23 protein-coding genes are annotated in these 25,037 nt (G+C 42.9%); 9 read left to right on the forward strand and 14 right to left on the reverse strand.

The window, feature by feature from the left end:
* The first annotated feature begins 241 nt into the window (after window positions 1–241).
* The 5 genes from K7G75_RS13530 (at window position 242) to K7G75_RS13550 (ending at window position 3,455) form a co-directional block, all read left to right on the forward strand.
* A complete protein-coding gene (locus K7G75_RS13530) occupies window positions 242–1,246 on the forward strand; it encodes a Vgb family protein (RefSeq protein WP_222984771.1) in 1,005 nt (334 codons plus the stop codon).
* The gene (locus tag K7G75_RS13535; RefSeq protein ID WP_222984772.1) at window positions 1,239–1,622 is read left to right on the forward strand and encodes a DoxX family protein; all 384 of its coding nucleotides are present in this window, start codon (window positions 1,239–1,241) and stop codon (window positions 1,620–1,622) included. Before K7G75_RS13530 ends, K7G75_RS13535 begins: the two co-directional genes overlap by 8 nt.
* Window positions 1,623–1,693: 71 nt before the next feature.
* A complete protein-coding gene (locus tag K7G75_RS13540) occupies window positions 1,694–2,179 on the forward strand; it encodes a hypothetical protein (protein ID WP_222984773.1) in 486 nt (161 codons plus the stop codon).
* Window positions 2,179–3,051, forward strand: a complete 873-nt coding sequence (locus K7G75_RS13545) for a hypothetical protein (RefSeq protein ID WP_222984774.1) — start codon at window positions 2,179–2,181, stop codon at window positions 3,049–3,051. Before K7G75_RS13540 ends, K7G75_RS13545 begins: the two co-directional genes overlap by 1 nt.
* Window positions 3,052–3,056: 5 nt before the next feature.
* Window positions 3,057–3,455: a hypothetical protein gene (locus tag K7G75_RS13550; RefSeq protein WP_222984775.1), complete on the forward strand. Its 399-nt coding sequence runs from the start codon at window positions 3,057–3,059 to the stop codon at window positions 3,453–3,455.
* Window positions 3,456–3,467: 12 nt separating this feature from the next.
* On the opposite strand, the gene K7G75_RS13555 is transcribed toward K7G75_RS13550, so the two are convergent.
* Window positions 3,468–5,660 carry a carbohydrate binding family 9 domain-containing protein gene (locus tag K7G75_RS13555; protein WP_222984776.1) on the reverse strand — a complete coding sequence of 731 codons (2,193 nt, stop codon included), beginning with the start codon at window positions 5,658–5,660 and terminating at the stop codon, window positions 3,468–3,470.
* A 454-nt stretch (window positions 5,661–6,114) separates the two neighbouring features.
* Here K7G75_RS13555 and K7G75_RS13560 point away from each other — a divergent pair, with 454 nt between their 5' ends.
* Window positions 6,115–7,224 carry a helix-turn-helix domain-containing protein gene (locus K7G75_RS13560; RefSeq protein ID WP_222984777.1) on the forward strand — a complete coding sequence of 370 codons (1,110 nt, stop codon included), beginning with the start codon at window positions 6,115–6,117 and terminating at the stop codon, window positions 7,222–7,224.
* Between the two features lie 61 nt (window positions 7,225–7,285).
* Here K7G75_RS13560 and K7G75_RS13565 read toward each other — a convergent pair whose 3' ends face one another.
* The 13 genes from K7G75_RS13565 to K7G75_RS13625 all read right to left on the reverse strand — a co-directional run bounded on the left by K7G75_RS13565 (window position 7,286) and on the right by K7G75_RS13625 (window position 22,511).
* The gene (locus tag K7G75_RS13565) at window positions 7,286–8,308 is read right to left on the reverse strand and encodes a pectinacetylesterase family protein (protein WP_222984778.1); all 1,023 of its coding nucleotides are present in this window, start codon (window positions 8,306–8,308) and stop codon (window positions 7,286–7,288) included.
* Window positions 8,309–8,437: 129 nt separating this feature from the next.
* A complete protein-coding gene (locus K7G75_RS13570) occupies window positions 8,438–8,737 on the reverse strand; it encodes a hypothetical protein (RefSeq protein WP_222984779.1) in 300 nt (99 codons plus the stop codon).
* A gap of 386 nt (window positions 8,738–9,123) precedes the next feature.
* Window positions 9,124–9,999, reverse strand: a complete 876-nt coding sequence (locus K7G75_RS13575) for a hypothetical protein (protein WP_222984780.1) — start codon at window positions 9,997–9,999, stop codon at window positions 9,124–9,126.
* A 35-nt stretch (window positions 10,000–10,034) separates the two neighbouring features.
* Window positions 10,035–11,753: a SusD/RagB family nutrient-binding outer membrane lipoprotein gene (locus K7G75_RS13580; protein WP_222984781.1), complete on the reverse strand. Its 1,719-nt coding sequence runs from the start codon at window positions 11,751–11,753 to the stop codon at window positions 10,035–10,037.
* Window positions 11,754–11,771: 18 nt separating this feature from the next.
* On the reverse strand, window positions 11,772–15,044 hold the full coding sequence (locus K7G75_RS13585) for a SusC/RagA family TonB-linked outer membrane protein (protein WP_222984782.1): 3,273 nt from the start codon (window positions 15,042–15,044) through the stop codon (window positions 11,772–11,774).
* 507 nt (window positions 15,045–15,551) lie between these two features.
* Entirely contained in the window at window positions 15,552–16,262 is a 711-nt protein-coding gene (locus K7G75_RS13590) for a gluconate 2-dehydrogenase subunit 3 family protein (RefSeq protein ID WP_222984783.1), read from the reverse strand.
* Between the two features lie 3 nt (window positions 16,263–16,265).
* On the reverse strand, window positions 16,266–17,987 hold the full coding sequence (locus K7G75_RS13595; RefSeq protein WP_222984784.1) for a GMC family oxidoreductase: 1,722 nt from the start codon (window positions 17,985–17,987) through the stop codon (window positions 16,266–16,268).
* A gap of 190 nt (window positions 17,988–18,177) precedes the next feature.
* Window positions 18,178–18,792 (reverse strand): hypothetical protein, encoded by a 615-nt coding sequence (locus K7G75_RS13600; RefSeq protein WP_222984785.1) that lies wholly within the window; start codon window positions 18,790–18,792, stop codon window positions 18,178–18,180.
* A 177-nt stretch (window positions 18,793–18,969) separates the two neighbouring features.
* Window positions 18,970–19,245: an ATP-dependent Clp protease adaptor ClpS gene (locus K7G75_RS13605; RefSeq protein ID WP_222984786.1), complete on the reverse strand. Its 276-nt coding sequence runs from the start codon at window positions 19,243–19,245 to the stop codon at window positions 18,970–18,972.
* A 19-nt stretch (window positions 19,246–19,264) separates the two neighbouring features.
* Window positions 19,265–20,092, reverse strand: coding sequence for a 50S ribosomal protein L11 methyltransferase (gene prmA, locus K7G75_RS13610; RefSeq protein ID WP_262420349.1), 828 nt, complete (start codon window positions 20,090–20,092; stop codon window positions 19,265–19,267).
* A gap of 12 nt (window positions 20,093–20,104) precedes the next feature.
* On the reverse strand, window positions 20,105–20,854 hold the full coding sequence (tpiA, locus tag K7G75_RS13615) for a triose-phosphate isomerase (RefSeq protein WP_222984787.1): 750 nt from the start codon (window positions 20,852–20,854) through the stop codon (window positions 20,105–20,107).
* A 23-nt stretch (window positions 20,855–20,877) separates the two neighbouring features.
* Window positions 20,878–21,972, reverse strand: coding sequence for a BT_3928 family protein (locus K7G75_RS13620; RefSeq protein WP_222984788.1), 1,095 nt, complete (start codon window positions 21,970–21,972; stop codon window positions 20,878–20,880).
* Window positions 21,969–22,511, reverse strand: a complete 543-nt coding sequence (locus tag K7G75_RS13625) for a DUF1599 domain-containing protein (protein ID WP_222984789.1) — start codon at window positions 22,509–22,511, stop codon at window positions 21,969–21,971. The genes K7G75_RS13620 and K7G75_RS13625 overlap by 4 nt, the downstream gene beginning before the upstream one ends.
* Window positions 22,512–22,604: 93 nt before the next feature.
* On the opposite strand from K7G75_RS13625, the gene folP reads away from it, so the two are divergent.
* Genes folP through K7G75_RS13640 form a run of 3 tightly spaced genes read left to right on the forward strand, consistent with a single transcriptional unit; the run spans window position 22,605 to window position 25,035 of the window.
* Window positions 22,605–23,438, forward strand: coding sequence for a dihydropteroate synthase (folP, locus tag K7G75_RS13630; protein WP_222984790.1), 834 nt, complete (start codon window positions 22,605–22,607; stop codon window positions 23,436–23,438).
* Between the two features lie 44 nt (window positions 23,439–23,482).
* Entirely contained in the window at window positions 23,483–24,268 is a 786-nt protein-coding gene (cdaA, locus tag K7G75_RS13635; RefSeq protein ID WP_222984791.1) for a diadenylate cyclase CdaA, read from the forward strand.
* On the forward strand, window positions 24,265–25,035 hold the full coding sequence (locus tag K7G75_RS13640) for a DUF3667 domain-containing protein (RefSeq protein ID WP_222984792.1): 771 nt from the start codon (window positions 24,265–24,267) through the stop codon (window positions 25,033–25,035). Before cdaA ends, K7G75_RS13640 begins: the two co-directional genes overlap by 4 nt.
* Window positions 25,036–25,037: the final 2 nt, after the last annotated feature.

Consider the following 25,037-nt stretch of genomic DNA (forward strand, 5'->3'; position numbering starts at 1 on the left):
ACTATCGGGCTCATCAAGGAACAAAATGAAAAATCAGGTCGAAAATTTTTGAAAATCAATCCGCATTTTTTTTGACTGACAGCTTGAACAAAAACGGGTTCAATGCCAATTTGTTGGTTCCCTCTTGTTTTTGCATAAGGAACCATTGCCTTTGCATAAAATATATTTCAGCTCATGTAAAACCCATATCTGGCGCATTGCATCCCACTAGATTTACAGTTAAAACAAAACCTGTATCCGTATGGTAAACCGTATTGCTCCGATTCTTTTCTATTTGATTGCCCTCGCCTATTGCCACGCACAGGAGGACATGGATTATTTTAACAAGAGCCTTATTGCCTTCACGGTTCCAGAAAAGGATTTGATACCGGAGAGCATAGCATACGACCACGTAAACGAGGTTTTTTATATGGGCAGCACTAGAAAGGGCAAGATCTTGAAAAAGGATAAAAATGGCATATTGACCAATTTTGCCGAGGCCTCGGACAATGGCATGTGGATGGTCATCGGAATCAAAGTGGATGCCGCAAGGCGAGTCTTGTGGGCCTGTAGTTCCGGAGGTGATAATTTACTAGGTTACAACCTCAAGGACGAAGTGGACGGAAGGCCAGCAGGTGTTTTCAAATTTGATTTGGATACCGGTAAATTGCTCAACAAATATATCCTGGACACTCCGGGTGAGATACATTTTTTCAACGATTTGGCCATAGCCCCCAACGGAGATGTGTATGTAACCCATATGTTTCAGGACCATGCAGTATATCGCATCGAAAGTAATACCGATAAATTTGAAAAGGTGTTCTCCTCGGAGCTAATCAAATACCCCAATGGCATTGCATTTTCAACCAACGGACAAAAACTTTATGTGGCCCATGCCGACGGTATCGCACTAATCGACATGGACTCTGGGCAACTAACTCCATTGGATGTGCCGGAAGGATTAAAAATAGCCAGAAGGGAAAGCATTGACGGATTATATTTTCATAAAAACGCCCTAATTGGCGTACACCCGGACATAAGTACCGTCAACAGACTCCTTCTTGATGAAACAGGTGAAAAGATTATCAAAGCAGAGCCGTTGGAAGTGAACCACCCCATGATGGACAATCCGACCACCGGAGAAATAGTCGGGGACCATTTCTATTATATCGCAAATGCCCAATTTGGCAAGTTTAATGAAAATGGTCTATTCCCTATCGACAAACTTTATGAACCGGTTGTATTAAAAGTTGGCCTGGATGATTAAAAAAATACCTGTTCTGGATGTAACTTGGCTCATACGCTATTGGCTGGGCATTATGATGATCTTGCATAGCTATGAAACATTGCTTTTTGATGGAATCTCTGGATTCGCAGGATATCTTGAAGCCTTGGGCATACCCTTTCCCGCAGTAGCGGGCTATCTGGCCAAAGTATCTGAATGTTTGGGTGGATTAATGATAATTTTGAATATCTGGACACGCTTATTTTCAGCTTTAATAGGTATGGTGATGCTGGTAGCCGTTTTTGTTGGTCATAAAGGACTGATCTTTGGAGAGGCAGAGTTGGCTTTCAACTATTTTTTGTTGGCTGTGGTCCTGTTCTTTAGACCTTCCATCCCTTTCAAACTTATAAACAAATGAACAAGGCAATTTATACAATCATAGCGACAATTCTCATTCTTACAATTTCTTGCGCGGAAACGAAAACAAGCATGAGTGTCGATAATTCCAAGAGGTTTTTTGCAAAACTTACCAAAGGTAATGGCACTTGGGTGCATTATCCCAATGATTCAACCATGGCCTTTAATGCGTTTATCATGAGATTTAATCTGGATAAGGGAGACACCTTAAATGGTCTGATTTCAGGCGCCACAAAAGCTGGGGACACCTTGCTATTTTGGAATGTCAAGGAGTATGGAACATTGGGAAAAGACAGCACTGTTTTTCAGCAAAGTGGACAGGTCGGTAAGGCCCTGGGCTCGTGCTTTTTTCCTGATTCCTTGACCCGAAAGGCACAATTTACCTTGGCCTATTCCAATGGGGTCACGCAAGAGCACAAAGACACACACACCTTTCTGAATGATTCTACCATGCTTACCGAGAGCGAAATCTTTGACAATGAAATCCAAGAATGGGTAAAGCAACCCAACGCCATTTGGACATTTGAACAGCACATAAATCATCAAAACAGGCCATAATGAAAATCTCAAACAACATAGTTCAGGGCAGGCGAAACCTTTTGAAGACTTCCGCCCTTGGCATATTGGGCATGTCCATGCCAAATCTGGCATTGGCCCATAGCAAAACCTTTTCAGGTTACCACGAATACATCCCGTATGGTGATGTGCCAAAACACTTTCCCAACATAGACCCAGAAATTATATCCGAAGTGGTGGGAAAGTCACATTCCAACTTGGAAAGGGTCAAGGAACTTGTTGACCAAAGACCGGAACTGGCACGATCCGTCTGGGAATGGCGCTTTGGTGATTTTGAATCGGCCATTGGAGCCGCTTCGCACGTCGGGCGGAGGGATATTGTCCAATACCTCATCAGCAAAGGGGCCAGGCCAACCATCTTCACCTTTGCGATGATGGGTGCCCACGATACTGTGAAATCCATGGTCGAATTTTTCCCTGGAATACAAAAAACTATGGGGCCGCATGGGATAAGTCTGCTGGACCATGCCTATTTTGGGGAACGAATGAAGGATAAAATGTCGGCCCAAGAAATCGATAACCTCAAAAAAACAGTGGATTATTTGGAATCATTGGGTGATGCCGCCGGTGAAAAATATCTGGATGTAGATCCTGAGGAACAAAAAAGGTACTTGGGGGATTATAAGTACGGTGATGGAGCCAATGAAGGTTTCTCGGTACAGCTCAATATGCGTAACTTATTGTCGCTGGCGCCCATCGGTGGTTTTGGTGGGTCGCTGTACAAACTGGCCGAAAACAAATTTATATACAATGGGGCACCTTCTGTGATGGTGAGTTTTGAATCGGAAAAGGACAATATCAAGTCCTTGAAAGTTTCCACACCTGAAGTTGAAGTCACTGCCCTTAAAATCTAAAATTTATGAAAACAAGAAAACTGCTTCAGATTGTTTTGGCCGTGCTCGGTGGAGAGATGGCCCTGATCCTATTTGCAACAATTGCGCAAGAAGTCCTTTTTGATGGTGTTAGCTACCATGCCTCTTCCATGTTCGATATAATTTTTGGTGGATTGGCCACTTTCATCGCGGCCGTGCTGGCAGGAATTGTTGCCCGATTTATCATTAAAAATAACAACAATGTTGTTCCCATAGCCATTTCAGTCATCATAATTGCCGAAATGACCTATCTTATTTTAACCAACAAAACAGGAGATCCCGTTTGGTTCGACATAATGGCTGGAGGTTCACTTGTTGTGGGAATATGGCTGGGGTTCAATTATCAGAGATTTTTCACCCCAAAAGAAAAAATCCAGGTTTCCTAAAAACATTTGGCCCTAGAACCAGTAGGTCAATTTCAAGATCAGGCCCCGATTTTTAATGGTCAGGTTCTCTGGGAAATAGTTTTCAGTATAGACCGCAAAAAAGTCGGACATGGGCAAAAACCGCCATTGAAAACGACTATTGAGGTTTAGGTTGTCAATTTGCGTATTGTACTGCAAAAATGTGGTCCAGAACATTTTATTGGAAAAAGATATTTCAGAAGTGAGTCCAAAAAGGTGCAATTGGTCACTCTCAAGATTCTCGGGAAGCCGTATGTCATTAAAGTCGTACCGCAAACCAAAGTTTCCCCAAGGCTGAAAGCGGATGTTGGCCTGGGCATTTATCGACAATCCCTTGCCGTTGTAAAAAGTGCCATAATCCGACCCCAAACTGCCCGAAATCTTTTTTCTGGGATCAAGCCGATACCAAAAACCGACCCGATCATAGGAATAGTATCCTGCGGAAAATGGAACACTTCCCACAATAAATGAATCGAATGGTAAATCATTTTTCTCATTTACATAACTCAGCTCCAACGCGTTCTGGTTTTTAAAATCAAAAAAATAGAAAAACCCCGCAAATGATGCATTCAGGGATCCGTCCGTATTCAGGAATACCCGACTGGAGACACGGGGCCCATGGAGATTGTATTTAGAGGTTTCCTGTTTGGGTAAAAAATTATACACAAACAGATATGACAGTTGGTAATAACCCAATCTTACGAAGGTGTCGTTTGCGGCATCAAAATTGTTCAACCTGGGCACAAAGCCAACGTCCGTTAAGTAATTCTCGCCCACCCTATCCCCCGATACTCTTGTTAAGATATTTTTATTGTTGAATTGAACCGTGGCGGTATAATAATGTTCTTCATCCAAGTCCCCCGGATTGAAAGATCTGTGCATTCCCATAGTTGCGCTCCATTTGCCCGCCGCATCCAAAAAATTATATTCCAACGCCAGCACCCTATTGAAAGCATTTTGGGTGGAGTCGGAAGTGTTCGACATGCGCTGTCGGTTTACAAAAAGTGCGTCGAGGGTAGATCTTTTCCCCACGCGCTGCGAAAACGCGGAAACAAGATAGTTTTGGGCATTCACATCATCAGTGTCTCCGGTTTGCACGTCCATAAGGCCCATACGAAGCTTATTTGACAAGTTGCCGGATATCCTTGCCCCATAATGCACCGGGACGGGCAATCCATTATCCAGACCTATTCTTCTTGAAAAAAAAGGATTGATTTCCTCCTTTCCAAAGGAAGTGAACAGGTCACTGTTTTCCAGAAAGAAACCCCTACGTTCAGGAAAAAAGAGGGGAAATCTTGTCAGATTGGTAATTTGCTGGTCCACATCTACATTGGAAAAATCTGGATTAATGGTCAAATCCAGGTTCAAGGATGGCGAAATGGCCAATTTGGCATCAATACCAGCTTCGAAATTGTATTCCGCTCCGCTATTCGATTGAAAATCCTGGTTCACCCCGCTCGCAACGTAGGGAAGCAGGTTAATATTACCCTTTTTTGTTTTGGGTGGATTTTCATCCCAAATCACCTGCCCTGTATGTCCCAGATTTATGGTGTTCAGATTAAGGGGGACCCTATTCCATGAGGAGTAATAGTTGTTTTTCATGTCATTCCTAACAAAATTCAACCCCCAGGACTTTATGGTGGGATCATATCGCAACGTCCTGAACGGTATGGCCATTTCAACGTACCAAACGTTGTCACCCAGCGAGGTTTCCGAGAACCATTTGTTGTCCCAGTTTTCATTGATAAAGGATTCATTGCCCTCCACACTGATCAAGCCTTCAAATTGTGCACCTCCGGCATTGACCCCAAAGAAGAAGCCGTTTGTTTTTTGGTTAAAGGGATCCAGGACAATGGCTATGCCGTCACTGCCAAAATGTTCATCGGCCTGATCCCGCTTCAAGGTGCGAACAATGTGGTCGTTGTTCTTTTCAAAACAAATGATCCCGACATATAAAAAATCATTGGTATAGGCCAATTTGACCTTGGTCTGCGATTCGGCATCGCCGGTATCCTTGGGCCATTGGTTCAAGAAAGGGGCCGTTTCTTCCAAGTTTTGCCAAACCGCATCATCCAAAATACCATCGATGGTAATGGGGGTGTCTATTTTTTTTATTGTGATTTGCCTTTGCGCTTGAATGTGCAAGGATGAAATAAAAAACAAGGCGCATATTACCTTTAAGGCCATACAGGTCATTTTTGTTCCCAGCATCAAGATGAAAACAATTGCAGTTACATTTAAGGTTTTTACACAAACCAATAGTTTTTTTATGCGTTCGTAAACTTTGGAATTGTTCAAAAATCATCTTAACCTCTATTTTAACTTATCCTCTGGACCAAACTTTACAGATCCAAAGCGACAGCAATATTTGGCAAGGCCAGATTTTGTTCCAAAGCAATGGCTTAAGCGCCTTGAAATTTCATGGAAGAATCATGTCTTCGGCACAAAACAGCATTTCCAAAGCTAATAACTACTCCCTGGAATGTTCTGGAAACTTTATTTGTAACAGCATTAAAAAATGGATTAAAATGGCTGGTGGATCAAGCATTTTCAATAAAAATGTGCGGGATATTGTATATCCCGATTGAGATATACAAACCTACTTACACTTTGTGGTATCTTTACAATAAGACTATTCGCTATGAATATTTGGGAAATATTATTGCTTTTCTTTGCCCTTCAAGGATTTATGACGGCTTTCTTTCTTTTGACCAAAAGAAGCACCTCTAAATTCGCAAATTGCCTATGGGGTATTTTTTTATTGCTCTTTTCACTGAATATAGTCTACAACATCCTTTTCTGGGCCTACAATGATTGGAGACTTACAGTTTCATTGAATCTGGTATATCTAATACCTTTTTCACTTTACGGCCCATTGTTTTATTTATATATCAATGCATTGGTCAAAAATGGGACAATTTCGTGGAAAAAAATGTTGCCGCATTTTGCTCCTACACTCCTTATTATCGCAAACTTTTCATATTACTTCAGTTTGCCAGTGGAAACCAAACTTGTTTTGGAGGATGAGGGTGGTTTTGGCCATTCTTTTTTAATCAGCCCAAGTGCGGTATACGTGGTCGTATCCATTATTATGTTGATCTATTCGTTTTTGACATTTAAAGCGGTAAAGGACAAATTTAAACAGGATCCCGAGATGAAGTTATGGTTGACGATTACTACCGGGGTATTTTTCCTATTTGGTGTTTCCTGGGTCGTATATTTTATTCTATCAAGGTTAGGCGTTCTGGAACTAAGTCATGACTATATAATAGCATTTTTTATGGTCGCCCAAATTGGAATTACCACTTATTTTGGTTTCAATTATTCGGAAGTGTTCAATGGAAAAGCCTTGAATAAAGTTTTTCCCCTGATTAAATATCAAAAATCGGGACTGTCAAAAAGAGTGCTCAATGAATATAAAGAAAAACTGCTGATCATCATGGAATCCAACTCGCTCTATTTGGACTCTGAATTGAAATTGACGGATTTGGCAGACGAGTTAAATGTTTCAAGACACCATGCCTCCCAAATTATAAACGAGTGTTTTGGAATGAGTTTTTATGAATACATCAACCGATATAGGGTTGAAGAAGCTGAAAAATTATTGACAGACGAAAAAGCTTCGGACCTAAATATTACCGATATTGCCTTTAAAGCCGGCTTCAACAATAGAATGTCCTTTTACAATGCGTTCAAGAAACATGTTGGCATTACCCCTTCTGAGTATCGAAACCGCAGTATGGCCTCCTGAGAACATAAATTCAAATTGTTATACGGGTTTTTCTATCCCGGCCATCAATTTATTTGTTTTTTCAATCTTGCCCACGACCAATAATTTTTTCAACCCATTGAGGAAAGGAAGTTTCCAATGATACTTTGGTTTTATAAAACCTGTCATTATCTAGAATGGTATGGTAGTTACTTGAGTCAATATAATAGTGGTAGTACCGTAAATTTTGATTCAAAAAATTTGCGGTCTCGTATAGGTTGTCATTTAATCTATCCCCAGACTCCCCTAACAATTCCAAAAAAGAACGCTGGGATGTATCATTTAAGGAGTTATATACAATAAATTGTATGTTTTCATTTCTTTTACCAGCTAATAGGGCAAGCTTTTCAACGTTGATTTCCGCTGGCTTGTCATTCAAGTCAAGTAATTTTTGAATCACCTCATGGGTCCGCCATGTGTCAAATACTTTGGGGATACTGTCAGACAGATAGCCCCCAGATGAATCACAAATTACCGATATAGTGGCATTGGGATAGCTATCCGCCATGACACACCCATATATGGGTGTAGCTATTGCACCCGCACTACTGCCCGCCACGACTATTTGTTCTAAATCGCTAAAACGGTCAATTATCCATTGTATCCCATCAAGCGAATTTCTGCTCCCAAAGTGTTTGATTGTTTTACTGTGCTTTCCATTTTCATATCTTTTTTCCATATCCCCCAAAAAAACATCCGCAGAGCAATATGGAAGCACCAAAAAGGAATATTCGGTAAACGGATTGACCTTGTTTTGAAAATCAAAAATCCCTTTCCATGACCCTGGGTCATCCGATTCAAAAACAGCAGGTTTAAATGTTGGTAGTGTAGCCACATTATAATAATCCCATGCGGCCCCACCTCCTTGAAAATAGATTAAAAGTTTTTTAGGCAATCCCTTTTTGTAAAAGAAACTATAGGGAGATCCATCGGAACAAATCCCCTTCTCACTATGAATCTTGAGCCATATGGGCACCTCTTTTTCCAAGGTGGCTGTTTGTCCACATCCGAAAAAAAATAAAAGTGAAATGAAATTGATTCCTCTTGACCAAAAATGGTGCTGCATTACGCAGAAAAAGATGGTTTTTCTTTGAATCAATAGCAAATTTCCCATACAATAATCAAATAAAGATTCAACAAACCCATAGCCTTTATCAGCGATTCCCATAGCTACACTTTGACCTAAAGAAATGGACTAATCCAATTTGATGGCATTTTCCAGCATATGTAAATGCCAGATAGCGTCTCTTGAAGTTTTAATATCAGTATTCCGGACAAAATGGCCTTTGTTCAAATTCATCCGCAAAATGGATTGCACATATTCCATTACAGTATCGGCAATTTGAAATTGAGCCTTGGAAGTATACCATAGCTCCGCCCCCTTAAAATCAATATCACCTTGCATCAATACTTTAATGGGCCACGTAGAACTTAGCCATAAACTTTCATGCTTGCCATATATGTCATTAAAATTGAAATAGACGATGTCAAGCATATTTGGCTTTCCATGCCTTTCAAAATTATAGGTGCATTTAACAAATTGTTCATTTGCAGCAAATTCGCATTTTAGAGTTCCCATTAAACTTCTTGGATTTTCAGTTTTTGGACCATAAATCCTTTCAACGTTCCAAGTACCGATCAAAAAGGAAAAATCTTTGGTTGAACCTGTTATGCTGTCTTTTTGAGCATGGATAAGGGAAAGTGGGAATAGCGACAACCAATATAGTGCATACCTAATCATGTAATCAAAGAATTAAATTTATAGTGCCAATCCGTTTTCATTTGTGGCCCAAAAAATGACCAATTGAATTTGTTTATGTACCCTATGAAAAAAAGGCCCCTATCGGATAGGGGCCTTTTTTATACTATAATGTTTTCATTCTACAGATTGTCCAAGCAGTAATCCAGAAGCTCAACCCCGGCTGTCGGGCTAGGCTCTAAATCAACGACCACATTGCCATTGGCGGAAGTGACTTGGGCAGAAACTTCTTCGTCAAATGAACCGGAACTGAAGATAATAGATATAACCTCAGTGTCTGCAGAAATATCAAAAGTAAAACTAGCACTTCCTCCAGTTTCAAAAGTATAATTTGTTGTCTCACCATCGATGGTTATGTCCAGGCTAGCTCCGTTCCAGCCATCACCAAATGAATCCTGCATTTCAATGGACCATGTTCCAGGTGTTGGTGTGGTTGGAGGACAAACAATGGTTGCCAAATAATTGAAGGGAGCTTGAAAAAACGATCCTCCCGAAATGTTCGCTGCCACATCAGTATTGGTAAAGGATCTTCCATCTGTAAGGTTCGCAACCAGCCGGATGTTCACCTGATCTCCCCCAAAAATATCGTCTGGATCATTGGGTATACCCAAAACATTCAAAACCTCTTGATAAACCAAGGATACTGTGGCCCTTGGCAAACCAAAAGGCCCTGTGGAAAAACTAGTCGCCGGAACTGTCGTGAACAAAGTTTCTGTACTGGTAACTTCACCATTGAATTCATTGTTGTCCACAAAATTTACGTAGATATCCACATTGGAAAGCAATCCTCCGTTTTCTTCATCTTGATATTCCATGGTTAGTGTCCAAGGAGAGCTTGGGTCGAAAATGTTGAATGAATTGGGATTAACATTGACAGTTCTAATAATGGCTCCCCTTTCAACATTGGGCAATAGAATATCGATGGTTTTATCATCGTCACTACAAGCCATCACAAGGAAGGCCAAAGCTCCAATTAAATAGTTTTTTATTTTTTTCATGAAATTCATCATTTTATTGTTATTGAAATTCTCGTTTAGTTTGCAGGTGGCCCATCTGTATTATCCCAGAAAACCGGTTCCGCATTGGTTGCCTTTTGCGTGGAATTGGAGTTCGCGTTGACGGATACCGCCGGATAATACATGGAACGCATGAAATTTCCGGGGTTGGCGTCCTGATTGGGCTGCAATGTAGTAGGAGCGCCTGTTCTGCGGTAAAAATTATAGGGATCCACCCCGTTTCCATAGAATCCAATAAGTACCTGTTCACCGAGGATGTCCCATTGAGTTCCATTGTCCGCTGTGTCGAAATCATTTATCACTCCGGTTACGTAACTAGTGACATCCGAGTCCGACGGCTCAAAAGACTGGTCTGCGAATTGGTCCAAGCCACCAAAAGAGCGTACTTTTTCAATTTGAGTTGCCATAGCCTGGTTCAATAAAGTACTTGCCTCAGTAGAATTGCCAGCTACCAAAGCCATTTCAGCTCTCCAAAAATCCACCATAAAAGATGTCATTATTGGGGTGATTCCCGCACCATTACCTCCGAAGGACGAAGGGTCCGACGGCTGAGCTATTTCAGTAAAAGTACTGTCATCAAAGCGACCACCAACTGGGTAAACGCCCCATGTGGCACGTAACAAACCGTCTGGTGGAATCCCCTGTGAATCTCCATGGTCTCTCCCCCAATAACCGTTGTCCAACCAGCAGAAGGTGAATCCACCGGCCACATAGTGGGCTGGCGGTTGTTGTAAAGAACACCTTAAAGTTTCTTCATTGGGTTCAATTTCTGCACCGGGCACAGCTGGAGTTTGACGATAGATATAATATCTTAATCTAGGATCGTCAGTGGTATCCAACTGGTTCATGAGCCAGTTCGACATATAGTCCGTTCCTCCACCCGCTGTGTAGTTTATACCATATCTTGGATGTCTGGTATCCGGATTGGTAGCGCTGGTAGCGGTCCAATTCCATTGAAAGTCATCGGCAGCATCCTGAATATAGTCACCTGATGCTATAATTGCATTGAAACTAGTTGCCGCATTGCTATCCACCAAGCGCGTGTTCAAATAGAGCCTTAACTTTAAGGTATTTGCCGCCCTGACCCATTTACCATAGTCGTTTCCATAAAAGAAGTCGTTGGTTGGGTCTGAAATTGGGCTGCTATTGAAGTTTGCTATGGCTTGATCAAGCAAAGCGAAGGCTGCCTGATAGACCTCAGCACCGGCATCGCGAACTGGGTTTTCAATTCCATCCGTTTCCAGTCTAGCGGCTTCGGTATAAGGGATATCCCCAAAAAAATCAACCAATGAGGTAATCAAATAAGCCTCGATGAATTGCGCTATACCAATATGTCTGGTAAAACCGGCCTCTTCAGCCAAAGGAGTCATTATACGAATGTCCTGGATAATTCCCCTATACGCATTGGTCCATTCATCATCAAAAACATTACCTTGAAAACTGCTTTGATAATTGCTGGCCGTTGCATTGGTAAAACTTGTCATACGGGTCAATTCCATACCGATTATGTTCAACCCATCATCTCCAGTGGTAAAATTATCCTCTGTGACTGCAGTTCCATCCAGGTGTCGCACAAAATCCTCTTGGATCGCAGTCAAAAAAAAGTCAACATCTGCTTGCCCGGGCACCAAAAAATTGGGGTCTTTGGTGATGTCCAACTCCACTGTTTCACATGAAGTGATCAGCAATATGCAGCAAGACCAGAATGCATATAAATATTTGTTCAATTTTTTCATTGTTATCAATTTTGTTTTTTAAAATGTTGCTTTTATACTAAGTCCGTATCTTCTTGAACTGGGCCCATTGATAAAATCAAAGCCCTGTCCATTCCCGACACCCAATCCCGCAGTGTTTGGGTCGAAATTGGCTCCCTTGGGTGTATTAAAAGCTCGAAACCAAAGGTTCTGGCCAGATACCGTAAACGTGAGTCCCCCAAAGGGCGTTTTGTCCAAAAACTTTTTGGGCAACGAATAGGCCAAGGAGGCCTCCTGAAGTCGTAGGGTTGTAGCATCGTATACCTGCAGCTCACTAGGACCAAAAAGTACATTTTGAAAAAAGAAATCCGAATTGTTTATCTGAAACCTATTTGGGTTTCCATTTAAATCCACCCCTGGAATGACATAGGTGTTTTCCCTGTCATTGGTTTCGGGGATGAGCCCTCTTCCCAATAAAGTGGCTATTGTTGACGAATAAATATCCCCTCCCTGCGTATAGTTCCATTGGAAACCCAGTGTGAAATTTTTATAAGAAAGTGAATTGATGATATTTGCAACCCAATCCGGATTGGGGTCTCCAATTATCCCATCAGTAGGGTCTTGTACGTACCAACCATTGGTTCCAATTACGGCATTTCCGTCATCATCCCTCAGAATTCTAGTTCCGAAAAATGCACCCAACGGCTCCCCTTCTATTGCAGCATTCCCTAAATTGGAAAACCCAGAGTATACTACCAAATCAGTATCCAAACCGAGGTCAGTGACGGTAGTTTCATAAGCGGTGAAATTCAAATTTGTCCGCCAATTAAACTCCCCATCATCCTTGGCCCTAAACCAATTCACTCCCAAATCAATCTCAACACCTTCCGATTCTATTTCTCCAATGTTTGTAGCAATCACCGTATTTCCGGTAGCTGGCTCCAAAGGTCTATCCAATATCAGGTCGGTGGTGAAACGTTTGTAAACTGAACCTTCCAAAGTAATGCGGTTGTTCCAAAAACGGGATTCAATTCCCAATTCAATCTCGTTCAACACTTCTGGTCTTAAATCAGGATTTCCAAAGCGATCCGGGGTCGAGTTGGCTACCACATTTTGTCCTGAACTATCCTGGGTTTCCCTAACATTAAGACTCAACGTACTGGCTATTGGGAAAGGTGTTGATTCAAAATTCGCGGAAGACCCAAAACCTGCCCGTATTTTCAGGTAATTCAATACATTTTCAGACTTGAGCCCGTCGAAAGCAGCCGTTGGAATGAAGGACAAGCTCGCACTTGGATAAAATTGTGCTTGGTTGTCTCTAGCAAAGTTGGATACCCAATCATTTCGAGCTGCAAAGGTTATGTACAAGAAATTATCATAGTCAAAATCTGCCTGGGCGTAGACACCCACCAAATTCCTCTCTGTAGTACCTTGGATCGGCAAAGAATTAAGAAAGTTGAAGTGCCTTAACACCCCGAAGGCTTGTTGGTTGTCACTTGCAACGCCGATCCTGTTAAAAATCTCTCTCCTTGATGTGGCTCCCACATTGAAGGTGGCTCCAACTTTTTCAGTGATATCGTAATCTCCGTTGAGCACCAAGTTATGGTCCCAAATTGTATTGGTGTTGTTCCAGGTTTCGTAGAATCCACTTAGCAGTCGAACATCGTTACTGTTGCTGTTTACACCTCCTTTGTTTTGAAAATTAGCATTGTTCTCGCTGTAAACATCAATTCCAGCCCTGTAGATCAAATTCAGATTGTCATTGATATCGTATTGCAAAGAGGCTTGTCCAAACACTCGATTTGTTTCCTGGGAAAATTCTGCATTGGCAATGGTCCATAGCGGATGTTGGATGGTATTATCCTGTCGATAATAAACACTTCCTCCCGTAATGGGGTCTTCAAAGGGTAGACCTTGCACATCAATGCTTCTAGGGGTAAACCAAAGATCGCCAAATACGGATGACCCTGTTCCAGTAGCGCCACTTCCATTACTTAAAGCAACAGGCGGGCTAATGAATTTGCTTCTGGAGAAGTTCAACGTTCCACTTGCTGTAAACTTATTGGACAGCTTTGCGCTACCCCCAATACCTAAGGTATTTCGTGTAACCGAGTTATTCGGTGTAAAACCATTATCCTTAAGATGGCCATAATTAACGTTGTACGAAATTTTTCCATCGTCTGAGCCGCCTCGAACATTTACATTAAAGGTAGAAACACCTCCTGTTCTGAAAAACTGGCCCACGCTATCATATGGTCTCCACTCGTATCGTTGTCCTTGAAACTCCGGAAATGCAGCTTGGATTGCTGTGGTTGAGGTCGAATAAGGATGCGGTAAGGTTCCATTTTCATCTATGGCTGCTTGGTTGCCCCATCCAGCAACACCATCTCTTCTGAAGCTTGGACCCCAGTTGCTGAAAAACCAACCGAAACTTTGGTCGAAACCGTTTCCATATTCGTTCTGATAATCCGGAAGTGATGCGATTTCGTTAAAAAAGAAAGAGCTATTTACGGTTATTTCGGTCTTTTTAGGTCCGGTTCGGGAACTGCCCCCTTTAGTAGTGATCAAGATGACACCGTTTCTTCCCTGCGAACCATAAAGTGTTGCCGCGGCAAGTCCTTTAAGTACATTGACGCTCTCAATACTATTGGGATCCAAATCCAGAAAGCGACTGGATCCATTGTTGCCATTGATAAAATCTTGACGGGATCCACCAGGGGCCGCGCTATCCGTACCTCCATTTCTTCCTGATGAGTTGGTAGCTGTGCTAAAAGGAACACCATCAACTATAAAAAGAGCTTGATTGTCCGAGCTAAAAGAAGACAGTCCACGAATCACCACGTTGGTTCCAGAACCTGAAAGCCCACTCTGATTTGTGATCTGAACCCCCGAAGCCTTTCCTTGCAGTACCCTGGCAACATCCCCTTCGGGCCTTGATTCCAGTTGGTCCTCACTTACTTCTGCCACGGCGTATCCCAGTGCCTGTTTTTCCCTTTTAATGCCCAAAGCGGTAACAACAACCTCTTCCAAAGCCTGTGCATCCTCTTCCATTTGAACATTAATAATACTCTGGGCACCTACCGTTCTTTGCTCCACCTTTTGACCTATATATGTAAAAAGAAGGGCTTGTCCTTCACTGGCTGTAACAGTATAGTTCCCGTCAAAATCCGTTTGGGTTCCAGTGTTGGTTCCTTCTACTACAATGTTTACCCCGGGCAACGGAAGGCCATCTTGGTCAGTGACCGTACCAGTGATTGTTTTTTCTTGGGACTGTGCAGATGCAAAGTAAAACAGCATCAAAAAAAGTGTCCCAAACAGTTTCTTTACTTTCATAGAGTTAAAGTTTTGTTAGTATTTGAAAATGAGTTAGGCAATTGAGAAAGGCGGGCGGAAGAAAAGGTTATGATAGCTAATTCAAACAATACCTCTGTAAAATGAGAACAAAACTCAATGGTCGTCCTGTAGAAGAAGTAAGGCCTCTCACCGCCCTACCTTTACAATTGCACCGTAAAAGAATTGAAATAAACCATCGCGTATGATTGAGCCGATTGGTGTTTACATATTTCCCGACCCAGAATTACTTTTACAAATCCACCATTGCACCAAGCCTTTAACATTTAATACCTAAACCAAATCAGATATGGAATCAAATAAGCAGACAAATAATTGATGATGTTCAGAAACACAATGGCTATTTGGAACAGATACTTTGTATCAGCCCATTTGTAGGATGCATCAGGGCAGAAGCCAGCCATTTGCATAAGTTCAAAAAGTAAACGCCCAACCAAACTTAGTTTGGCTGGGCGTTTTTCTGTTTTATGGGATATTGCTATGTGCTTGCTAAGTAATCAGATTACCATCCTCATCCCATTCAGCAATAACATTCCGTTTGCTTTGGTCGATACATTTGGCCAACCATTCTTCTTCATAAGCAACTCCGTGTTGTTCAAGCACTTCATCGGGAACGCCATCCCATACATTGGGCATGTTTCCTTTGTAACCTAATTCTTCAATCCCCAGTTTTGAAGTATAAAAACCAGTCAAGGTCAAATTTCTGACCAAAGAGAAGAAATTGACCGCTGCCGGGCGCTCTTCTTCAGGGATTTTGGGATCATAATAGGCGATTTCATCCAAGACCTCGTGTTGCCTCTCTTGCTCCAAGGATATGAATTCCGCTCCAAACCTGGAATTGCATTGATGGTCCAACCACATAAGGCCTCCCCTAAGACCCACTTGCATTTCCGGAATGTCCTTGGCCATAAATTCAATAAAATTGGGCACTTCGGCCTCCGTTGCACTTCTATATTGATCACTTGCCGGAAGTATCAGGTCACATAAAAATGCCAGGGTGGCCATTTCGTGCACGTTGAAAAATTGCTCCTCACGGAGTTCGGCATTCAGTTCCTTTTCCTCTGGTGTTCTGCCATAGAACACCTCCGCTTGTTGGACCATCTGGTCCATGCCCTCATCCCCAGGTTTGCAGCCATGCAGAGCCAGCCCACCGGCCACCGAACCCAAAACAAGTGATTTTATGCTCTTTCTTCTGTCCATGTGCTAAAGATTCTGTTTTTTCAATTGATCCACGATATAGTCCGATGCCCTCCATGAAAGCGCCAAAATAGTCCAGGTACAGTTCTTGTCCGCTTGGGAAACAAAGGGCCCGGCATCCACCACAAAAACATTGTCCACATCGTGGAGCTGTTGGAACTTATTTGTGACCGAGGTTCTGGGGTCATTTCCCATCCTGGTTGTTCCTACCTCATGGATTATTCGCCCTGGGGCCTTCAATCCATAATCCTCATCCTTGCCCGGCATGGTGCCCAAAGGTGTCCCTCCCATGTTATGGATGATTTCAGCAAAGGTTTCCTGCATGTGTTTCGCCTGGTTTCGTTCCATATCGGACCATTTGTAGTGAAATCGAAGTACAGGTATTCCCCACTGGTCGACCGTTGATGGGTCTATTTCACAATAATTTTCTTTGAGGGCTATGGATTCTCCCCTTCCGCTCACACCAATCAAAGCACCGTAGTATTTTTTAACATCACTACGGAGCACGTCACCATAGCCTCCGACTTTTGTTCCAAAGAACTGATTGAATTCATTCACATTGAATCCAAACCCATAGCTGGGCATTCCCATTCCTCCCCAAACCTCAATGTGGTAGCCTCTCGGGAAATCCAGTTTGGAATTATCTCCCCACCATGGGGAATATACATGCATTCCTCCCACCCCATCTTCATTGTAGGATACCTTGCGGTTCATGAGGTCGGGAATAAAGCCAACGCGATCGCCCCCGGTTGAGTCGTGCAGGTACTTACCAACATGATCACTGTTATTGCCCAGTCCGTTGGGATGTTGTGCGCTCTTGGAATTCAACAGTATTCTTGCGGTGCTGCAAGCTGATGCGCTCAGCACGACCACCCTGCTTTTTAGTTTGTATTCTTTTCTGTCCTCCTTATTGATATAGGAAACACCCGTGGCCCTTCCCTCACCATCTGTGGTCACCTCGCGCACCACACAATTGACAAAGAGATCTACTTGGCCACCATTTTTCTGCGCTGGAAATATCAAACAGGTTCCTGCAGAAAAATCGGCATATACCTGACATGCCCTACTGCACTGTCCACAGTAAAAACAAACGCCACGTTCATTATTGATGCGCTTGGTAAGCATGGACATTCGGGATGGATAAACGGGTATATTGCTCTTTCTTGCCCCTTTTATATAGAACAATTCATGTAGGCGTGGCTTTGGAGGTGGCAAAAAGAAACCGTCCGGGTCATTGGGCAATCGTTCATTGGTGCCAAAAACCCCGATAAGTTTGTCCACTTTGTCGTAGTAGGGTTTGACATCTTCATAACCAATGGGCCAGTTCTCGCCATATCCATCCACGTCTTTATGCTTGAAATCCAGTGGGCCAAAACGCAACGAAATTCGCCCCCAATGGTTGGTCCGGCCGCCGAGCATGTGCGACCTAAACCAATCAAACTTGGTCCCATCCTTGTGGGTGTATGGTTCTCCCTCTATTTCCCATCCGCCGTAGGCCGCATCAAAATCACCAAATGGCCTCACCGTAGGTGCCCCCCTTCTCGGACTTTCCCAGGGCCATTTTAACTGTGTCTGTTGCGTTGGGTCTGCAGGGTCAAAAAAAGGACCTGCCTCCACCACTGCGACCTTTAATCCCGCATCGGCCAAGACTTTGGTGGCCATGCCTCCGCCGGCTCCCGAACCTACAATAATGACATCGTAAACTTTTGTGTTCTCTATTATCTGCATAGTGTAGTACTGACAGTGTTCAAATCTGGTTTTGCTTGATCCGTCACTGTGTTTTCGCTTGAGAACACTCTTTTACTTGACCATAATGCCGCTATGGATGCAAGTCACAACCTCTTTAAAGGTATGTAAATTAATCAGAATGATTTTTTTGTAAAAAAGAATGGTCAGTAGATTTCAACAAACTTGTTCACTAGGGTCGATGGCTTCGTTTCAATGAATCCAAAATTCTTTGTTGCTGCTGCAATTGTCTCTTCAGTTCTTGGTTTTCGTTGATGGATTGCAATTGAAGCTGCTCCATTTTACGTTGATACTCATCCATGGGCACGTAGTCAGGTTCGAACAATGCCGTCTTGAAAATACTGAACACGGTGAACAAAAAACTGATACCGATGGCTGAAATCAAAAGGATGAGGAGGGTCTTTTCTCTTTTTGCCTCAGGCACATTTTTTTTGAGCAGTTGCTTTTCATCTTTGGAGAGCTTGCGGTTGCTGGAGAGCTGGTCCAGGAATGTATCCCATTTTTCCTCCTCCTTTACGTACATTTCCATGAAACCCCCATCGTCCAGAAAATCCTGGGTTATTGGCGTTGAAGCAAGCATGAACATCTCCTGTCCATTGCCCCCCATGATATCCAACAGTTGCGGATCGTAGTGCTGAATTTCCTTTATCAGCTTTTGAACATATTGAAGGTCGTAGTTGGGTCTTAGGAATTCGTCGTACAGGGTCTGAACTTCAAAATAGTCCCTTCGCTCCAGGGCATATTCCAGAAAACGGTCTTTTAGCTCAGCTTTGAAGAATTCGCCCATTGCCGGGGGTATTGTTGATTAGACGCAGTGTTTGGAGTTGCCATGCAAAATTAAGGCAAATGATTGATGACCCATCAAAGAAGCAGTAAAGAATTTGTTAGACCCAAGTTGGTCGGTTTGCCTTTGGCAATTGCAAGATGTGCCAGAAAATACAACTATGGGAATACTTGCGGGGAACTAAATAATCTCCGCGCTCAGACCTGCCTGCAACAATTTGGTACACCTGGGTTTTAGAAATGAGTATTCACCTGTTTTGACGGTGCATTTACCATTATAATGAACAATCAACGAACATTGCTCAGCTTGTTCGGGTGTATGGTCGCAAACATCGATCAAAGTGGAGATGACATGGTCGAAGGTATTCACATCATCATTAAAAAGTATAATCTCGTTTTGCTTTGTCGTCTCTTCTTCCAAAAGAAGTTCTTCCAGGCCTTTTTCCTTGAGTCCCATGGTTTTGGATTTTACATTTTCAATTTACATATTTTGCGGAAACCCAATTGTTCTTTTCTAATTTTTTTTCATATTCCAAACCGCAGGTGGCACATTTTGAGGAAATTGCATCCAAATCTTCCAAATAAAACCCACTTAAAAAAAGTATGCCGCCTGGATTCAAGCTTTGGGCATAGGTAGGAATGTCCTCCAACAATATGTTTCGGTTGATGTTCGCCAGGATCACGTCGTAATTTTTCCCTGCCAACACTTTCTTGTCCCCTATAGCCACCACAATGTCATTGCAGCCATTTCTTTCAATATTTTCTTGGGTATTCAAAAAGCACCATTCATCCACATCGATGGCATGGACGGAAGTTGCTCCCTTCATTTTGGCCAGAATAGCTAGAACACCTGTGCCACAACCCATGTCCAGGACAGATTTTCCAGCAAAATCCGTATCCAAAATATGCTGCAGCATCATGTGGGTAGTTTCATGATGTCCCGTGCCAAAACTCATTTTGGGTTCTATGACGATGTCGTATTCAATATCCTCGGTGGGGTGAAAGGGCGCCCTTACCATACATCGGCTCCCTACCTTAATGGGCCGGAAATTCTTTTCCCATTCGGCATTCCAGTTTTGCTGCTGAATTTTAGTGTGCGACCAAGCAAAATCAATGTCTGGATGGTCCAAAATGGAGATGTTATTCAGAATGGTCTCCTTCCAATCCCTTTCCTGGATATAGGCCAAAAGGCCCGTTTCAGTCTCCACAAAACTTTCAAAACCGACTTCGCCCAATTCCGCAATCAAAATATCAGTGGCGGGTTGGGGCGGTTCAATCGTAAAACTATACTCAATATAAATCAACCGTAAAATGGTTTAGATGGCCTTGACAATGGCAACAAAATCATCAGAATTTAAGGATGCACCACCAATAAGGCCGCCATCTACATCGGGCTTGGAGAAAATTTCGGTGGCATTGCTTGGTTTTACGCTTCCTCCGTATAGTATTGAAACCGCATTTGCAACGGATGTGTTATACGCCTTGGCAATGGTGTTTCTGATAAATGCATGCATTTCCTGCGCCTGTTCTGGACTTGCTGTTTCACCCGTGCCTATGGCCCAAACAGGTTCGTAGGCCAATACAATATGCTTCCAGGCTTTGGCATCCAAATGAAAAAGTCCATTCTTTAACTGGCTTTCCACTACGGAAAAATGATTGTTGGATTTTCGTTCTTCCAGTTCCTCCCCAAAGCAAAAGATGACCTTCATCTGTTTGTCCACCGCAGTCTTTACTTTTTTGGCCAAAAAATCATCGGTTTCCCCAAAGTAAGAGCGTCTTTCCGAGTGGCCAATAATGACCGTGTCCACACCAATATTCATCAGCATATCGGCCGAAATTTCACCGGTGTAGGCACCATTCTCCGCAAAATGCATGTTCTGTGCGGCCACTTCTATGGTTGAAGCTTCCAATGCCCTTTTTGCCGCTTCGAGGTTCACAAAGGTTGGGGCCACGATCACATGGGCATCGGTATCGGGTATTTTTGCCGAAAGTTCTGAAAGCAATGCTTCCGTTTCTTCCAGATTTTTGTTCATTTTCCAGTTTCCTGCAACTATTTTGGTTCTCATAATGTTGGTTTTCTTCTTTCGTTTCAAAATTTTAGTTCGTCAAGGTCGTTGTAGTGCACTTTTTGGCGGATGGTTCCCCGTTCCAAAACCAGCACCGCTGGATTGGAGCGCACAATCGTTTTTAAGGTTGTCTCATCCGTGAAGTAAAACTCAAAATCAAGATTGTACTTTTTGACAATGTTTTCCTTTAGCTCATTACTTGATGCAGACATGCCTATCACTTTGTATCCTTTTTCAATGGCTTTGGATGTCAGCTGTTGAATCTGTTCAAAACTTACCTGATTGCTCTTGAAAAGATCGTAGGCCACCACCATGACCAGCTTTTCCTCTTCCAAAAGTTCAGAAGCATAGTCCTGTCCTTCCCTTTCAATGGTAAAATCGTGAATGGGGGGTTCGTATCCTTTTTGGACCTCCGTGGTCTCCACATCGATGAACTCACCATCCACTGATGGATATTCCCCATTGGTCACGACAACCTTATCTTTTCCATCAACCTTGAACCTCCAAGCATATTCGTATAGGGGCTGCGGTGCATCATCGGGAACGGTCATGCCCTGTTGAATGTTGGCACCAATTTTATAGGGTCTGAAATCCACAGTGGGCAAATGGTTCAACACATGGTTGGCAAACAACGCACACAGCAGCAACGAAACTGTGCCTACCATCCAATTGGCTTTGGAGGAAAACAAAGGGGTAATGAACCGTCTGCCGAAAAATAACACCAGAATCAAGATCAAAAGAATCACGTCCTTGGTAAACGACTCCCATGGTGTAAGCTTTACCGCGTCACCAAAACAGCCACAGTCCGTTACCTTGTTGAAATAGGCAGAATAGAAGGTAAGGAACGTAAAAAATACAATCATGAGCAACAGGCTCCACACGGTGAACCTGGGTTTAAAACCAATAAGTAGCAAAACACCCAAAATCACCTCAACAATGACCACAAAAATGGATATGGCCAGAGCCAGTGGCATCAAAAAAGGCAAATCAAGTACTCCTTGGCTAAAATATTCTTCCAGTTTGAAGGAAAATCCAACTGGATCGTTCAATTTGATGAGACCGCTTATGATAAATAAAGCCCCGACCACTATCCGGGAAGTCCAAACCAAGTATTTCATGATTGTTCATTTAAATGGATCATCGCAAAAACGGCATAGTTCACAATATCCTGATAATTGGCATCGATGCCCTCGCTCACCAAAGTAGCCCCCTGGTTGTCCTCTATCTGTTTTACGCGCAATAACTTCTGCAGGATCAAATCGGTAAGGGAACTTATCCGCATATCGCGCCAAGCTTCGCCATAGTCATGGTTTTTGTCCTCCATCAACTTTTTGGTAATTGCCACTTCCGCATCATACAAAAAGACAGCTTCATCTGCCGTTAAATCAGGCTGTTCCACAACGCCCATTTTCAATTGTATCAGCGCCATGATTGCATAATTGATAATCCCAATGAACTCCGATTGCTCGCCCTCATCCACCTTTCGAACCTCGTTTTGCTGGAGACTTCTGATCCGCTGTGCCTTGATGAAGATTTGATCGGTAAGGGATGGCAATCTCAAAATGCGCCAAGCGGTTCCATAGTCGTGGGCCTTCTTTAAAAACAATTCCCTACAGGTATGGATAACGGCATCATATTGTTGGGAGGTCTGCTGCATGTATTCTATCTAATTTGCGTAAATTTCGTCAATATGGGGTGCACAAAAGCACCGTGCCAAAGATAAACAAACACAACAAAGCTGGTATTTTTTATGACCTTAAACTGCAAAGGTGAACTGATAGACCTGAGTACCCCAAAAGTAATGGGCATTCTTAATCTTACCCCGGATTCGTTTTACGACGGTGGAAAATACAAGAACGAAGCTTCCATCCTGTCCCAGGTTGAAAAAATGATCAAGGATGGCGCTACCTTTATTGATATGGGTGCCTATAGTTCCCGACCCGGTGCCGAACATATTCCCGAAGCCACTGAAATGAAAAGGATGCTGCCGATTGTGGAATTGATCCTGGATAATTTTCCCACTGCACTGATTTCCATCGATACGTTTCGAAGCAAACTGGCTTCAGCATGTTTGGAGCGGGGTGCTGCCATGATCAACGACATCTCGGCGGGAAATCTGGATCCGAAAATGTTCGATACCGTAGCCCAATTTCAAGTCCCCTATATCATGATGCATTTGAAAGGCACTCCCCAATCCATGCAAAAAGAGGCCCATTACGATAATCTGATCAAGGACCTGTTGTTCTACTTTTCCCAAAAAATGCACGAGGCCACCTCAAAGAGAATAAACGATGTGATCATCGATCCCGGTTTTGGTTTTGCCAAGACCACTGCTCAGAATTATACACTCCTGAACCACCTGGATATGTTTCAAAGTCTGGAGGTGCCCATTTTGATTGGGTTAAGCAGAAAATCAATGATCTATAAAATTTTGCAATCCTCCCCACAAGAAGCACTCAACGGAACCACGGCATTGCATACCGTGGCCTTGTTGAAAGGGGCCAATATACTTAGGGCACACGATGTGAAAGAGGCAGCGGAATGCATTGCGCTGGTGGAAACTTTAAAGGCAAATGCCCTCTAATTTTTTGTTGTGCTATTTTTGCTAATTTTACAAAAACACTGCGGTTGGATTTTCTAAATTTCCTTGAGTTTAAGATCACAGATGTCATTGACATTGTGCTGGTGGCCGCAATGCTCTATTATGTATACAAACTGGTCAAGGGCACCGTTGCCATAAACATCTTCATCGGCATCGTTATTGTTTGGGCGCTGTGGAAACTTACCGAGCTGCTTCAGATGCGGATGATCAGTAGTATGGTGGGCGGTTTTATGAACATTGGCCTAATTGCGCTCATCATCGTTTTTCAACAGGAAATCCGAAAGTTTCTGTTGATGATCGGTTCCACCAATTTTGCCTCGAAGCGTAATTTTATTCGGCATTTTAAGTTTTTGAAACAGGAGGCCATGCCCACCGACATGAACGTGGAGGCTATCGTGTCGGCCTGTGAACGCATGGGCGTGACAAAAACAGGGGCATTGATTGTGATGGAAAGAACCAATTCCCTCGACTTCATCAAATCCACCGGGGATGCCATGAACATAGAGATTACCCAGCCCATTTTGGAAAGTATCTTCTTCAAGAACAGCCCATTGCATGATGGCGCCGCGGTCATCCAGGATAATTTTATAACGGCCACGAGGGTCATATTGCCAGTTTCCAACGACCGGAGCATTCCGCTGCGATTTGGTTTGAGGCATCGGGCAGCAGTTGGCATCAGTGAAAAGACGGATGCCCTCTGCTTGGTGGTCAGCGAGGAAACCGGGACCATTACCTACATCAAAAATGGGGAGTTCATTCCTTTTAAGAGCACCAAAGAACTGATCGCACGAATCAAAAAAGATTTGGAATGATGGACTGCGGAAATTGTAGATCAAGCCTACGTTCCGATTTTTCCTATTGCCCCAGCTGCGGCGCAAAAATCATCCGAAACAGATTGACATTAAAGCATGTTTGGCAAGATGTAAGTTTCCAGCTCTTCAATTTGGACAATACCTTCCTGAAGACTTTCAGGCATATGTTTTCGCGGCCCCATGTGGTCATTGAGAGCTATGTTTCAGGAATACGGAAAAAGTACATGAACCCCGTAAGCTATTTTGCCATAGCGATTACGCTTTCGGGTATCCTGTTTTTTGTGTTAAGGAATGTATACCATGTAAATCTTACGGAGAGCAGCTTCTCGGATGTACAGACATCCCAGATGGACTATGTATTTGATTATCAAGGGCTACTTGCATACTTACTAATGCCGATTTATGCATTGATGACCTGGGTCGTGTTCTTGGATCAAAAAAAACTCAATTATACGGAACATCTAATCGCCAATGCTTATTTGGTCGGCCACCTATCGTTTATACAGTTTTTGGTTTGTATGCCCTTGTTCGGTCTTTTTGATGTTCCGTACGACATTTTCAATTGGGGTTTTTTAGTGTTGACCGTGGGATACCAGTTTATTGTCCTTCAAAAAATTTACCGCACGAATATTTGGTCCACATTGGTTCGAGGATTGGTATATCTTTTTCTGTTTGCCGTGGTTATGCTTGCCATGGGCGTACTCATTGTGATATTAAGCCTCATAACAGGACACATGAGCATTGAAGATTTTAGGCCAAAAAGTTAGGG

The sequence above is a fragment of the Flagellimonas meishanensis genome, assembly GCF_019880545.1.
In the GTDB taxonomy this organism is placed as follows: Bacteria; Bacteroidota; Bacteroidia; order Flavobacteriales; family Flavobacteriaceae; genus Flagellimonas; species Flagellimonas meishanensis.